The 13,390-nt window shown below is 64.7% G+C and carries 10 protein-coding genes and 2 tRNA genes; 8 read left to right on the forward strand and 4 right to left on the reverse strand.

Translation table 11 applies throughout. The annotated features are described in order from the left end of the window. Nucleotides 1-38: 38 nt before the first annotated feature. Nucleotides 39-698, reverse strand: a complete 660-nt coding sequence (locus AC56LU_RS18990; RefSeq protein WP_497177170.1) for a Smr/MutS family protein — start codon at nt 696-698, stop codon at nt 39-41. 25 nt (nt 699-723) lie between these two features. Continuing rightward, nucleotides 724-1,689, reverse strand: a complete 966-nt coding sequence (trxB, locus tag AC56LU_RS18995; RefSeq protein WP_497177171.1) for a thioredoxin-disulfide reductase — start codon at nt 1,687-1,689, stop codon at nt 724-726. Nucleotides 1,690-1,899: 210 nt separating this feature from the next. On the opposite strand from trxB, the gene AC56LU_RS19000 reads away from it, so the two are divergent. The 8 genes from AC56LU_RS19000 to AC56LU_RS19035 all read left to right on the forward strand — a co-directional run bounded on the left by AC56LU_RS19000 (nt 1,900) and on the right by AC56LU_RS19035 (nt 10,391). Then, nucleotides 1,900-4,383 carry a DNA translocase FtsK gene (locus AC56LU_RS19000; RefSeq protein ID WP_497177172.1) on the forward strand — a complete coding sequence of 828 codons (2,484 nt, stop codon included), beginning with the start codon at nt 1,900-1,902 and terminating at the stop codon, nt 4,381-4,383. A 103-nt stretch (nt 4,384-4,486) separates the two neighbouring features. Continuing rightward, a complete protein-coding gene (gene lolA, locus AC56LU_RS19005; protein ID WP_497177173.1) occupies nt 4,487-5,119 on the forward strand; it encodes an outer membrane lipoprotein chaperone LolA in 633 nt (210 codons plus the stop codon). A gap of 92 nt (nt 5,120-5,211) precedes the next feature. Beyond that, nucleotides 5,212-6,528: a replication-associated recombination protein A gene (locus AC56LU_RS19010; RefSeq protein ID WP_497177174.1), complete on the forward strand. Its 1,317-nt coding sequence runs from the start codon at nt 5,212-5,214 to the stop codon at nt 6,526-6,528. 169 nt (nt 6,529-6,697) lie between these two features. After that, entirely contained in the window at nt 6,698-6,895 is a 198-nt protein-coding gene (locus AC56LU_RS19015) for a hypothetical protein (protein ID WP_497177175.1), read from the forward strand. A gap of 100 nt (nt 6,896-6,995) precedes the next feature. Next, nucleotides 6,996-8,288: a serine--tRNA ligase gene (gene serS, locus AC56LU_RS19020; protein ID WP_497177176.1), complete on the forward strand. Its 1,293-nt coding sequence runs from the start codon at nt 6,996-6,998 to the stop codon at nt 8,286-8,288. Between the two features lie 94 nt (nt 8,289-8,382). Continuing rightward, nucleotides 8,383-8,472, forward strand: a tRNA-Ser gene (locus tag AC56LU_RS19025). 187 nt (nt 8,473-8,659) lie between these two features. Then, on the forward strand, nt 8,660-10,165 hold the full coding sequence (locus AC56LU_RS19030; RefSeq protein ID WP_497177177.1) for an SEL1-like repeat protein: 1,506 nt from the start codon (nt 8,660-8,662) through the stop codon (nt 10,163-10,165). A gap of 136 nt (nt 10,166-10,301) precedes the next feature. After that, nucleotides 10,302-10,391: transfer RNA gene (locus AC56LU_RS19035), tRNA-Ser, on the forward strand. Nucleotides 10,392-10,664: 273 nt separating this feature from the next. Here AC56LU_RS19035 and AC56LU_RS19040 read toward each other — a convergent pair. Together AC56LU_RS19040 and AC56LU_RS19045 are read right to left on the reverse strand one after the other, a co-directional pair. Beyond that, nucleotides 10,665-11,867, reverse strand: coding sequence for a family 1 glycosylhydrolase (locus AC56LU_RS19040; RefSeq protein ID WP_497177178.1), 1,203 nt, complete (start codon nt 11,865-11,867; stop codon nt 10,665-10,667). A gap of 124 nt (nt 11,868-11,991) precedes the next feature. Continuing rightward, nucleotides 11,992-13,371: an enolase C-terminal domain-like protein gene (locus AC56LU_RS19045; RefSeq protein WP_497177179.1), complete on the reverse strand. Its 1,380-nt coding sequence runs from the start codon at nt 13,369-13,371 to the stop codon at nt 11,992-11,994. Nucleotides 13,372-13,390 lie beyond the last annotated feature (19 nt).

Genomic DNA, 13,390 nt, shown 5'->3' on the forward strand with positions numbered 1-13,390 from the left:
TTCTACTCGTGTAGAAATGTTGTATTCCGTGCGTTCGCTCACTCGAGCAGGGCGGGGCGCAGCAGCACGATCAGGGCGCCGTGGCCGCCATCTTTCTTGCCGGCCACGCAGAAGGCGATCACCTCGCCTTTTTGCACCAGCCAGCTATGCACGATCCCGCGCAGCACCGGCTGACCCTTGGGGGAGCCATAGCCGATGCCATGCACGATGCGCACGCAGCGCACCCCGCGGCGGTTGGCAAGGTAGAGGAAATTGGTGACGGCGTCGCGCGCTTCGTCGCGGTTCATGCCGTGCAGGTCGAGTTCGTCCTGTACCGGCCAATGGCGCTTGCGCAGCTTGCGCACCACGTCCGGCCCGACGCCCGGCTGGGCGTAGCTCAGCGACGGGTCCTCGTCGAGCAGGCCCTCGACGTCGAACAGGTCGGACAGCGACTCGCGCAGGACGGCTTCGGTTTCTTCTTCCTCGGTGCGCGGTGTGCGGTCCTTGAAGGCGCGGTCGGAGGCCACGTAGACCGGACGGTAGACGTAGCGGTCGGATTCCGGCAGCTTGTTCACGCCTTCCATCGCGCCGCGGAATTCCACGGCGCGTTCTTTCGCGATGCGCTCGCGCTTCTCGCGCTCGGCTTGTTCGATGGCGCGCAGGCGCTCGTCTTCCTTGAGCTTGTCGCGCAAGCCCTTCAGTTCGGAAAATTCCTTCATACGGCCATCGCGCTCCCTGGCTGCTTTATTTCGGATCGTCTTCCAGCGCTTCCAGGTAGCGCTGCGCGTCGAGCGCGGCCATGCAGCCGGTGCCCGAGCTGGTGATGGCCTGGCGGTAGATGTGGTCCTGCACGTCGCCGGCGGCGAACACGCCCGGCACATTGGTGGCGGTCGCCATGCCGTCCAGGCCCGACTTGGTCCGGATGTAGCCGTTCTTCATCTCCAACTGGCCTTCGAAGATGCCGGTGTTCGGCTTGTGGCCGATCGCCACGAACAGGCCGTGCAGGGTCAGGTCCTTGGTCGCGCCGGTTTCGCTGGACTTGATGCGCAGGCCGGTCACGCCGCTGTTGTCGCCCAGGACTTCGTCCAGGGTGTGGTTGAGTTCCAGGACAATCTTGCCTTCCTGGACCTTGTGCATCATGCGGTCGATCAGGATCGGCTCGGCGCGGAACTTGTCGCGGCGGTGGATCACGGTGACCTTGGAGGCGATGCCGGCCAGGTACAGGGCTTCCTCGACCGCGGTATTGCCGCCGCCGATGACCGCCACTTCCTGGTTACGGTAGAAGAAGCCGTCGCAGGTGGCGCAGGCCGACACGCCCTTGCCCATGAAGGCTTGCTCCGACGGCAGGCCGAGGTACTGGGCCGAGGCGCCGGTGGCGATGATCAGGGCGTCGCAGGTGTATTCATGCGAGTCGCCGACCAGGCGGATCGGTTTTTCTTCTAGGAACGTCGTGTGGATGTGGTCGAACACGATCTCGGTGTTGAAGCGTTCCGCATGCTGCAGCAGGCGCTGCATCAGTTCCGGACCCTGCACGCCCAGCGGGTCGCCCGGCCAGTTCTCGACGTCGGTCGTAGTCATCAGCTGGCCGCCCTGTTCGACGCCGGTCACCAGCATCGGCTTCAGGTTGGCGCGCGCGGCGTAGACGGCTGCGCTGTAGCCGGCAGGACCGGAACCGAGAATCAGGACTTTGGCGTGTTTGGAAGTAGTCATGGAAGGCTTCGAAAATAGATGGACAGACGGAAACTGGGGGCGGCCCGCACAGGAATCAAGGCCGGCAAATGCAACATGCGTGCAACAGCAGATTATAGACGATGATGCACACGAGCATGAATCGTAGGCCGGCCCAGCCGTATATGGCTTAGAATGGCTAGATTGTTGATAGCAAACACTTCGGAAACCGCCCCTCAGTAACACCGAGCAATGAGCAAGAACACCCAAGCCAGCACCTCAGGATACACCCGCACCGCGCAAACCACGCGAGGCGCCCGCCAGCCCCTGCCTGGCCGCCTGTCGCGCCTCCTGTCGGAAGCGCGCTGGATCGCCATGGCGGCCGCCTTCCTGTATTTCGTGCTTATCTTATTAAGTTACAACAAGGGCGACCCGGGCTGGTCGCACGCCAACGCCGTCCCCAAGATCGCCAATCTGGGCGGCAAGGCCGGCGCCTGGCTGTCCGACCTGCTGCTGTTCATCTTCGGTTTTTCGGCCTGGTGGTGGGGCGTGATCTTCCTGCGCGGGGTCTGGAAAGGCTGGCGCCGCCTTACCGACAAGCTGGCCCCGGTAGTCGAGGACCCGCCCCATGCAGGCGAGATGTATGTGCGCTGGACCGGCTTCGCCATCATGTTCGCCGGCAGCCTGGGCCTCGAATACCTGCGCATGTGGTCCTGGAACGTCGAGCTGCCGCGCGCCGCCGGCGGCGTGCTGGGCCAGCTGATCGGCCATTCGGCCCACGTCGCCTTCGGCTTCACCGGCGCAACCCTGCTGCTCCTGCTGCTGTTCGGCCTGGGCTTTTCGCTGTTCTTCCAGGTGTCCTGGCTGGCCGTGGCCGAGCGTATCGGTGAATCGGTCGAGGGCACGCTCGACTGGTTCCGCATGCGCATGGAAGACCATGAAGACCGCAAGCAGGGCGAAGCCGCGGCCGTCAAGCGCGACGAACTGGTGGTGAACGAGCGCCAGAAGTACTCCGAGAAGCATCCGGCGCCGCCGCCGATCGTGAAGGCCGAGCCGATGCTGGAGCCGCGTGTGGACGCCCGCCCCGAGCCGGTCATCCTTCCGGCGTCGACGCCTGCCTCGCTGGCCATGCCCACGCCGGTGGCCAGCGCGGCGTCGACCATCAAGATCGAGCCGCAGATCACCAGCGTGCCGAAGTCCGAGCGCGCCCAGAAAGAGATGCAGACCCCGCTGTTCCACGAGCTGGCGGGCGATTCGCCCTTGCCGCCGCTGGCGCTGCTGGACGAAGCCCCGCCGGCCCAGGAAACCGTGGCCGTCGAGACGCTGGAATTCACCAGCCGCCTGATCGAGAAGAAGCTGTCCGACTTCGGCGTCGAAGCCAAGGTCGTGGCCGCGTATCCGGGCCCGGTGGTCACCCGCTACGAGATCGAGCCGGCCACCGGCGTCAAGGGCAGCCAGATCGTCAACCTGGCGCGCGACCTGGCGCGTTCGCTGTCCCTGACCTCGATCCGCGTGGTCGAGACCATCCCGGGCAAGAACTACATGGCGCTCGAGCTGCCGAATCCGAAGCGCCAGATCGTGCGCCTGTCGGAGATCGTCGGCTCCAAGGTGTATGGCGACGCGTCGTCCGCGCTGACCGTCGCGCTGGGCAAGGACATCGCCGGTAAACCAGTCTGCGCCGACCTGGCCAAGATGCCGCACCTGCTGGTGGCGGGTACCACCGGCTCGGGTAAATCGGTGGGCATCAACGCCACCATCCTGTCGCTGCTCTATAAATCCGACCCGGCCGACGTACGCCTGATCCTGATCGACCCGAAGATGCTGGAGATGTCGGTGTACGAAGGCATCCCGCACCTGCTGGCGCCGGTCGTGACCGACATGCGCCAGGCCGGCCACGCGCTGAACTGGGCCGTGAACGAGATGGAGCGCCGCTACAAGCTGATGAGTAAACTCGGCGTGCGCAACCTGGCCGGCTACAACGCCAAGATCATGGACGCGGCCAAGCGCGAGGAACACATCCCGAACCCGTTCTCGATCATGCCGGACAATCCGGAGCCGCTCGAGAAGCTGCCGACCATCGTCATCATCATCGACGAATTGGCCGACCTGATGATGGTCGTCGGTAAGAAGGTGGAAGAGCTGATCGCCCGTATCGCCCAGAAGGCGCGCGCGGCCGGCATCCACCTGATCCTGGCCACCCAGCGCCCGTCGGTCGACGTCATCACCGGCCTGATCAAGGCGAACATCCCGACCCGGATCGCCTTCCAGGTCTCGAGCAAGATCGACTCGCGCACCATTCTCGACCAGATGGGCGCCGAGACCCTGCTGGGCATGGGCGACATGCTGTACATGCCGCCAGGTACCGGCCTGCCGATCCGCGTGCACGGCGCCTTCGTGTCGGACGAGGAAGTGCATCGAGTTGTAAAACATCTGCAGTCGCAGGGTGAACCGAACTATATTGAAGGCATTCTCGAAGGCGGTACGCTGGAAGAGGGCAATGCCGAAGGCATCCCGGCAGGCGAGGGCGGCGGCGAATCCGACGCCCTGTACGACCAGGCCGTGGCCGTGGTGCTCAAGAACCGCAAGGCATCGATCTCGCTGGTGCAGCGCCACCTGCGCATCGGCTACAACCGCGCCGCCCGCCTGATCGAGCAGATGGAACAGAACGGGATGGTGTCGCCGATGCAGTCGAACGGCAACCGCGACATCCTCGTGCCTGCCACCACCGCAGAATAACCCCGGCCGTGTTGAACCGCGCCGGCCGAGATGCCGGCGTTTTTCGTAGGTTGGGCGGGTTCCCCGCCCGCGCGTTCAACCAGCCGCAGAGCAAAGGAACCATATGCAAGCAACCAAGCAATTCGCTTTCGCTGCACTGATCGCAGCGTCGTTCGCAGCCGGCACCGCCAGCGCCGCCGCCCTCGACCAATTCAAATCCTTCGTCGCCACCACCAAGGCCGCCAAGGGCGAATTCACCCAGCAGCAGCTCACGAAATCCAAGAGCGGCAAGGCCGCCCCCGTCTCGAGCGGCAGCTTCGTCTTCGCCCGCCCCGGCAAATTCATCTGGACCTACCAGAAGCCCTACGAGCAGCTGCTGCAGGCCGACGGCGACACCCTCTACATCTACGACAAGGACCTGAACCAGGTCACCACGCGCAAGCTCGGCAACGCGCTGGGCTCGTCCCCGGCTGCCATCCTGTTCGGCAGCAACGACCTGGAAAAGAACTTCACCCTCACCGAAGCGGGTGAGCGCGACGGCGCCGAATGGCTGACCGCGGTGCCAAAGACCAAGGACACGACCTTCGAGCAGATCGGCATCGGCTTGCGGGGCGGCGTGCCGGTGGCGATGGAGCTGAAGGACCAGTTCGGCCAGGTGTCGCTGTTGAAGTTCACCAGCTTCCAGCGCAACCCGGCGCTGGCCGCCCAGCAGTTCAGGTTCGAGGTGCCGAAGGGCGCGGACGTGGTCAAGCAATAAGGCACAGGCCACCCTGGCCCGTGCACCAGCCCGGGTGGGGGAGGCCTGCCTGAAGCGCCTCTCCTCGCACGCCTATCGTTTACACTAGGCGCATGGACGACCTCTTCAAAACCGAACCATCCCCGCCGCTGGCCGAGGCCCTGCGTCCGCGCACCATCGACGAAGTCATCGGCCAGAGCCACCTGCTCGGCCCGGGCAAGCCGCTGAACCTGGTGTTCAAGTCCGGCAAACCGCATTCGATGATCCTGTGGGGCCCGCCGGGCGTGGGCAAGACCACGCTGGCGCGCCTGACCGCCTATGCTTTTGAGTGCGAGTTCATCGCGCTGTCGGCGGTGCTGTCGGGCGTGAAGGACATCCGCGCCGCCGTCGAACAGGCCGAGCACTACCTCCAGCAGGGCAAGCACACCATCCTGTTCATCGACGAGATCCACCGCTTCAACAAGTCGCAGCAGGACGCCTTGCTGCCCTTCGTCGAATCGGGCCTGGTGACCCTGATCGGCGCCACCACCGAGAATCCTTCGTTCGAGGTCAATTCGGCGCTGCTGTCGCGCTCACAGGTCTACGTGCTGAAGGCCCTCGATGATGAGGAGATGCGCCTGCTGCTCAAACGTGCGCACGAGCGCGTGCTGCAGCACCTGTCGTTTGATGAGGTCGCGGTCGACACCCTGGTCGGCTATGCCGACGGCGACGCGCGCCGCTTCCTGAACCTGCTCGAGCAGACCAAGGCATCAAGCGAGACCGCGGGCGTCACCCGCATCACCGCGGAGTTCGTCGAGAACGCGCTGACGCTCAACGCGCGCCGCTTCGACAAGGGCGGCGACAATTTCTACGACCAGATCTCGGCCCTGCACAAGTCGGTGCGCGGTTCGCATCCGGACGCCGCGCTGTACTGGCTGTGCCGCATGCTGGACGGCGGGGCGGACGCCAAGTACCTGTCGCGCCGCATCGTGCGCATGGCCTGGGAAGACATCGGCCTGGCCGACCCGCGCGCCCTCCAGATCGCCAACGATGCCGCCACCACCTACGAGCGCCTCGGTTCGCCCGAAGGCGAGCTGGCCCTCGGCCAGGCCGTGATCTACCTGGCGATCGCGGCCAAGAGCAATGCCGGCTACAACGCCTTCAATGCGGCCATGGCCTTCGTGAAGAAGGACAAGTCGCGCGAGGTCCCGGTCCATCTGCGCAATGCGCCGACCAAGCTGATGAAAGAGCTCGGCTACGGCCACGCCTACCGTTACGCCCACGACGAGCCGCATGCGTATGCGGCCGGCGAAACCTACCTGCCGGAGGGGATCCGCGAGCCGGGCTGGTACCAGCCGGTGCCGCGCGGCGTCGAGTCGAAAGTGGCCGAGAAACTGGCTTTTCTCCGCAGCTTGGACGAGGATGCGCGCAAGGACGGCACCGGCTCCTGAGCAGTATTTCATCCAACATCGCGGATTGTGCCGTCTTCTCGCGGCCAGTCCGCGTCCTGCGCATTTCAGCCCCCGTTTTTCGCGCTTCATCGCAAGTCGATGGCGATGTTTCGAGGCGATCGATAAAGTTCAACCATACCGAACCACATTGATCCCCAAGGAGCACACCATGAACATCCGTAAAAACTTCGAAGCCATCTTCCTGAGCGCCGCCGCCCTGGGCCTGGTTGCCAGCTACGCCACCGCCGCGGCCCGTCCGGTCGAGATGGTGAAGACCGAATCCGCGGTCCTGATCGACTCGACCATGCACGTGGTCGTGATCAAGGCGCCGCGCCTGAGCGTCGCCCAGAAAGCCGGCCTGAATTAAGCAGGGCTGAACCAAACAGGAAGCGTGTCAAGTAAAAGCAGGAGAAAACCGCCGTCGGCTTGGTACAATTGTGTTTTCGACATACGCAAGCGTCCCCGACATGATTGACATCCAACTTCTCCGCAAAGACATCGACACCGTCGCCGCGCGCCTGGCGACCCGCAAGTTCCAGCTCGACGTGGCCGCCTTCGGCGCCCTCGAAGCGGAACGCAAAACGATCCAGTCGCGCACCGAGGAACTGCAGGGCAAGCGCAATTCGCTGTCCAAGCAGATCGGCATGATGAAGGGCAAGGGCGAAGACACCACGACCGTGATGGCCGAAGTGGCCGGCCTGGGCGACGAGCTGAAGGCGAACGAAACGGCCCTCGGCGAGGTGCAGGCCAAGATGGCGGCCTTCATCGAGGCGGTGCCGAACCTGCCGCACGACAGCGCCCCCCAGGGCACGGACGAAAGCGGCAACGTCGAGGTGCGCAAGGTGGGCACGCCGCGCACGTTCGAGTTCGAGGTGAAGGACCACGTCGACATCGGCGAAAAGCTGGGCCTGGACTTCGACACCGCCACCAAGCTGACCGGTTCGCGCTTCTCGATGATGAAGGGCGGCATGGCGCGCCTGCACCGCGCGCTGGCGCAGTACATGCTCGACACCCACACCGGCCAGCACGGCTATACCGAGTGCTATACCCCGTACATGGTCAACGCCGACTCGCTGCGCGGCACCGGCCAGCTGCCGAAGTTCGAAGCCGACCTGTTCTCGGTGAAGAAGGGCGGGGCGGAAGGCGAGGGCGAGACCTTCTACCTGATCCCGACCTCGGAAGTCTCGCTGACCAACGTGGTGCGCGACGAAATCGTGGCGCTGGACCAGCTGCCGCTGAAGATGACCGCGCACACCCCGTGCTTCCGCTCGGAAGCGGGCAGCTACGGCCGCGACACCCGCGGCATGATCCGCCAGCACCAGTTCGACAAGGTCGAAATGGTCCAGGTGGTGCATCCGGACCAGTCGTACGCCGCGCTGGAAGAGATGGTCGGCCAGGCCGAGTTCATCCTGACCTCGCTGGGCCTGCCGTACCGCGTGATGCTGCTGTGCACCGGCGACATGGGCTTCTCGGCCGCCAAGACCTACGACCTCGAAGTATGGCTGCCGGCGCAGAACACCTACCGCGAGATTTCGTCGCTGTCGAACTGCGAATCCTTCCAGGCCCGCCGCATGGCCGCCCGCTTCCGCAACGCCGCCGGCAAGCCGGAACTGCTGCACACCCTGAACGGCTCCGGCCTGGCCGTGGGCCGCACCCTGGTGGCGGTGCTGGAGAACTACCAGCAGGCGGACGGCAGCGTGATCATTCCGGAGGTGCTGCGCCCTTATATGGGTGGGCTGGAGCGCCTGGCACCTGTCTGAAAAGGTTTTTGCGTGCAGGAAGAATTTGCTCTTCCGTTTTTGCAAGAGCGTCGCTATAATGCGTGTCTCTTGCAGCGACCGCAACACCGATTTAGGAGAGGTGGCAGAGTGGTCGAATGTACCTGACTCGAAATCAGGCGTACGGGTGACCGTACCGTGGGTTCGAATCCCACCCTCTCCGCCAGTAAATGAAAAAAGCTCCCACCGGGAGCTTTTTTCATTTGTGCTCGCTTCATTGCTTGTTTATCCCGTGGCGAAAAAGCATCCGAACCAATCAGTCGGCTGATCAGTTCCCTCATATCACCAAAATATGTAGCACTTTGTTATCCGTCCCGGCAAACTTGCTGTTAACCCACTCGGCAAGAACCACCATGTTGAAATCCCTTCTCGGCATCGCCATCCTGTTCACCCTGCCGCCCGCCATCGCCCAGACCCCGGCCCCGGCGCCCGAACCAGCCGGCGCCGGCCAGGTGGTCAAGGTCACCGGCTCCAAGGCGACCCCGACCGGCGAAAGCAAGAAGGTATTCGCCGCCAAGCGCCGCGTCCTGAGGGGAACGCTGGCGCAGAAGTGCGCGCTCGACAGCGCCTACTTTTCGCAGCAGGACGATGAAGAAACCTACATCGAGCAGCTCGAGCAGATGCAGGAAGCCGGCGAACCCGGCGAGGTCAGCGAGACGGGCACGCCCATGCCGTCCCCGACCCTGCAGAAATTCAACGGCAGCGCGCCCTTCGGCGATGCGTCGAACGTGGTCGATTCCTCGTCGCTCACCGGCGCGGCGTCCAGCAACGCCGTGGGACCGTGCGGCCTCGGCGACCGCAAGTTCGCCTCGGGACGCGAACGCATCATCCGCAAGGACCGCTCCTTCGCCGATGCCCTGGCGCACCTGGACGCCAGGGAATACGGCAAGGCGGCGGCCCAGCTCGAAATCGCCTACAGCAAGATCGGCTACCCGGAAGCCGCCGTCCTGCTGGCGAAGCTGAGCCTGGATGGCCTGGGCGTACCGCGCAGCACCGAAAAAGCCCTGTACTGGCTCGACCGGGCCGCCGGCCAGCGCTTCGACGTGCGGCGCGACGCGCTGCGGTTCGACCCCAAGGATCCGGACGCCCTCAACGGCATGATCGAGGCGGCGCTGATGCTGGCCAGGATCCACCAGCATGGGATCGGCGGCGTGAAGAAGGACCAGGCCACTGCCCGCAAGTGGTACGTCAAGGCCGCCGAGTTCGGCTTCGTGCCGGCCCTGAATACCCTCGGCCTGGCGTCCCAGGCCGGCGCGGGCGGTTCGAAAGACCTGAAACAGGCACGCACGTATTTCCAGCAGGCTGCGGAAGAGGGCTACGTCCCGGCCCAGTTCAACCTGGCCAGGCTGTATTACGCCGGCGGCGACGGCATGGCGCGCGACTACAAGCAGGCGGGCGCCTGGTTCGCCCAGGCGGGCAAGTCCGGCCACGCCAGGTCGCTGTTCGCGATGGCGCGCATGCACGACCTGGGCGAAGGCGTCCCGGCCGACCAGTCGAAGGCGATCGTGTACTACAAGGAGGCGGCCCTGAAAGGGGTGCCGGAAGCCCAAAGCGCCCTGGCCACGTATTTCTACACCGGCGAGCAGGTGGCGAAGAACCCCGCCACCGCGCGCAAGCTGTTCAACCAGGCGGCCATGGGCGGCGAGTCCGAAGCCATGTTCAACCTGGCGGCGATGCTGGCCAACGGCGAAGGCGGCGACCAGGACCTGGGCATGGCCTACGTCTGGTTCAGCCTCGCCAAGGCCAGCGGCTTCGAGCGGGCAGGGCTGGCGCTGAGCCAGATCGACGGCAAGCTGTCGGCGCAGGACCGTGCGAAGGCGGATGCGATCCTGAAGCCGTCCGCAGTGCGCACGCCGTGAAAGAATATTTCATGACCAGCTTGTTGGTGAAATCTTATTTCACCATACTGATGTGGCAGAACACATTCGCCTTCCACAAATGACAAACAGCCGCTATAATGCGGCCTCGCTTACGCGACCATGCAGCACCGATTCAGGAGAGGTGGCAGAGTGGTCGAATGTACCTGACTCGAAATCAGGCGTACGGGTGACCGTACCGTGGGTTCGAATCCCACCCTCTCCGCCAAGAAATAAAAAAGGTCCCTCTGGGACCTTTTTTATTTTGTGGCGGAGAGGAGCAAGGCCCCTGCGGGCCTTGCGTGTGGGATTCGAAGACTCGCGCGTACTCGCGCGAGGGCGGCCCGCGGTAGGTGGGCGAATCCCACCCGTGAGCAGCCGCACAGTTTGTGTGGGATTCGAAGCTTGGCGCGTACTCGCGCCAAGGCGGCCCGCGGCATGTGGGCGAATCCCACCGCGAACGTGGCCCCCTTGATGGGGCCACGTTCGCTTCAGCGCCACCCTAGCGCAGAAATATAAAATCATTCCCCACCCGATGCCGCCAGGTCTGGATCAGGTCGCGGTACGCCTCACCCACCGGCCGCACGCGCCGCTCCAGGTCGCACAGGCCGTACTGGTTGACGGTGCCGGCGTCCTTGGTCAGGGCGCTGTCCCAGTCGACCTGGTCGACTAGGCTGTACCAGGTGAAACCGACGATCGGCACGCCGTCCGTTTTCAGGCGCACCACGTTCGACCACTGCTTGTCCAGCCAGGCGCGCGCGTCCTTCTCGCCATTGCCGGCGTCACGGTTGTTGGTCTCGGTGTGCATCACCGGAATCCGGTAGCGGTGGTAATACTGCTGGGTGATCACGTAGTAGCCGAACAGCTCGCACGACGAGGTGGACCCGTCCGGCTGGATGACGTGTTCGTTGGTGGCGTAGTAATCGTTACCCATGATGCAGACCGGCTTGACGCTGCGGTTGAGGAAGAAATGGTAGTCCTTGCGCGTCATGCCGTGGTCGAACAGGTATTCGTACATCCGGCCGGTGACGTCGTGGCCGTAGGTCAGGTCCAGGGCAAGGAAGCGCAGCTCGTTCATGTGCCGGGCCAGCTCCATGGCCTCCATGCTGGCGGGATGGTAGTACTCGGACGATTCGCTCTGGATGAACTTGGCGCTAGGGCGCACCATCATGATCGCTTCCGTCGCCAGGATGTTGGCCTTGGCCAGGTTCCGGATGGCGGTGACGAAGGCCCGGTCGGTGCGCAGGCGCTCGTTCCACAGGCCGTCATGGGCCGAGAACTTGGCGGTGATGTAGATCTCGTTGATCGGCGTGTAAAGGTCGACCCAGGGATAGCGCTTCGCGAAGGCCGAGGCATACTCGGTGAAGAAGGGCACGAATTCGGGGTTCTGGAAGTTGCCCAGCCAGTCGGGCACCCCGAAGTGGCACAGGTCGACGATCGGCTTGATGCCGCGTTCGCGGATCTCGGCGAAGACCTCGTCGGTGAAATCCCAGTCGTAGCAGCCCGGCCCCTGGTGCACGCGGTAGTAAGGCGGGCCGTAGCGCAGCGCATCGATCCCGAGCGCGCTGACCAGCGCCAGGTCATCCTTCCAGCGCCGGTAATGACCGGTCTTTTCCATCTCGTCGACGCGCAGCCCGTCACCATTGGGTCCGGCGACGACCGGATAGCTGCCTTCGATCCCGGTCGCAAACATGAAGCCTTGCATGGTGCGCTCCTTTTCAGTAGCCCATACCGTTACTGGCAAATCCATCATCCCGCCAAATACGCGGGCCATGCAAGCTTAAAGCCGTAACAATTGGTGTCCTTGGGCGTCCGCGCAACACTTCGCGTCAGCGTGCCAGGCTCGGGCGTTTCGGATCGTAGCTCCAGCCCGGCACCAGGTAGCGCATCGCCACCGCATCGTCGCGCGCGCCCTGTGCCACCTTGCGGTACAGCGCATGGGCCTGTTCGATGCGGTCCAGGTCGGGCTCGATGCCCAGCCCCGGTTTATCGGGCACCGCCACCGCGCCGCCGACGATCTGCAGCGGCTCGCGGGTCAGGCGTTCCTGGCCTTCCTGCCAGATCCAGTGGGTGTCGATGGCCGTGATGGCGCCCGGCGCGGCGGCGGCCGCATGGGTGAACATGGCCAGCGACACGTCGAAGTGGTTGTTCGAGTGCGAACCCCAGGTCATGCCCCAGTCGTGGCACAGCTGGGCCAGGCGCACCGAACCCTGCATGGTCCAGAAGTGCGGGTCGGCCAGCGGAATGTCGACTGCACCCAGCAGGTGCGAGTGGCCCATCTGGCGCCAGTCGGTGGCCACCATGTTGGTGGCGGTGCGCACGTTCGTCGCGCGCTTGAACTCGGCCATGATCTCGCGGCCGGAGTAACCCTGTTCCGGGCCGCAGGGGTCTTCGGCATAGGCCAGCAGGTGGCCGTACTCCTTGCACACCTCGATGGCCTGGCCGAGCGACCAGGCGCCGTTCGGGTCGACCGTGCAGCGCGCATCCGGCCTGCGTCGTTTGATGGCGGCGATCGCCTGCAGTTCGTCCTGCGCGGACATCACGCCACCCTTGAGCTTGAAGTCTTGGAAACCGTAGCGCTCGGCCGCGGCGTCGGCCAGGTCGGCGATCGCCTCGGCGTCCGTGGCGGCGCGCAGGCGCATGCCGTGCCAGTCGTCGCCGCCGCGCGGCGGCACGTAGCCAAGGTCGGTGCGCGCGCTGTCGCCGATGTAGAACAGGTAGGCCAGCATCGGCACCCGGTCGCGCTGCTGGCCGGCGCCGAGCAGTTCGCAGACCGGCACGCCGAGGTGCTGGCCCAGCAGGTCGAGCAGGGCCGCCTCGACGGCCGTGATGACATTGTCGAGCCGCAGGTTGATCTCGTGCGGCTGGCGCAGCAGGGCGGCTTCCGCGGCCGAGCTGACCTGATGCTGCATGGTGCCGGTATGCGCGCCGTGACTGGCGCGGATCGCATTCAGGGTGCGCTGGTAGCGCGCCACCTCGCTGCCCACCACCAGCGGCACGGCGTTTTCCAGCGCCTTCAGGATGCCTTCGCCGCCCGGTACCTCGCCCATGCCGACACGGCCGTCGCTGGCCTCCAGCAGCACCAGGTTGCGGATGAACCAGGGACCATGCGCGCCGCACAGGTTGAGCAGCATGCTGTCACGGCCCGCCACCGGGATCACACGCATGGCGGTAATTAGGGGACTCGAGGCGGAACTGACGAGTTTCATTGCAATCTCCGGAATGTTG

The sequence above is a fragment of the Telluria sp. PB2R4 genome, assembly GCF_059685695.1.

Excerpts from the sequence above, each read along its gene's own strand:
- AC56LU_RS19000 (WP_497177172.1), top strand. The coding sequence starts at position 1,900 with ATGAGCAAGAACACCCAAGCCAGCACCTCAGGATACACCCGCACCGCG.
- serS (WP_497177176.1), top strand. The coding sequence starts at position 6,996 with ATGATTGACATCCAACTTCTCCGCAAAGACATCGACACCGTCGCCGCG.
- trxB (WP_497177171.1), bottom strand. The coding sequence starts at position 1,689 with ATGACTACTTCCAAACACGCCAAAGTCCTGATTCTCGGTTCCGGTCCT.
- AC56LU_RS19040 (WP_497177178.1), bottom strand. The coding sequence starts at position 11,867 with ATGCAAGGCTTCATGTTTGCGACCGGGATCGAAGGCAGCTATCCGGTC.
- AC56LU_RS18990 (WP_497177170.1), bottom strand. The coding sequence starts at position 698 with ATGAAGGAATTTTCCGAACTGAAGGGCTTGCGCGACAAGCTCAAGGAA.
- AC56LU_RS19045 (WP_497177179.1), bottom strand. The coding sequence starts at position 13,371 with ATGAAACTCGTCAGTTCCGCCTCGAGTCCCCTAATTACCGCCATGCGT.
- AC56LU_RS19010 (WP_497177174.1), top strand. The coding sequence starts at position 5,212 with ATGGACGACCTCTTCAAAACCGAACCATCCCCGCCGCTGGCCGAGGCC.
- AC56LU_RS19015 (WP_497177175.1), top strand. The coding sequence starts at position 6,698 with ATGAACATCCGTAAAAACTTCGAAGCCATCTTCCTGAGCGCCGCCGCC.
- AC56LU_RS19030 (WP_497177177.1), top strand. The coding sequence starts at position 8,660 with ATGTTGAAATCCCTTCTCGGCATCGCCATCCTGTTCACCCTGCCGCCC.
- lolA (WP_497177173.1), top strand. The coding sequence starts at position 4,487 with ATGCAAGCAACCAAGCAATTCGCTTTCGCTGCACTGATCGCAGCGTCG.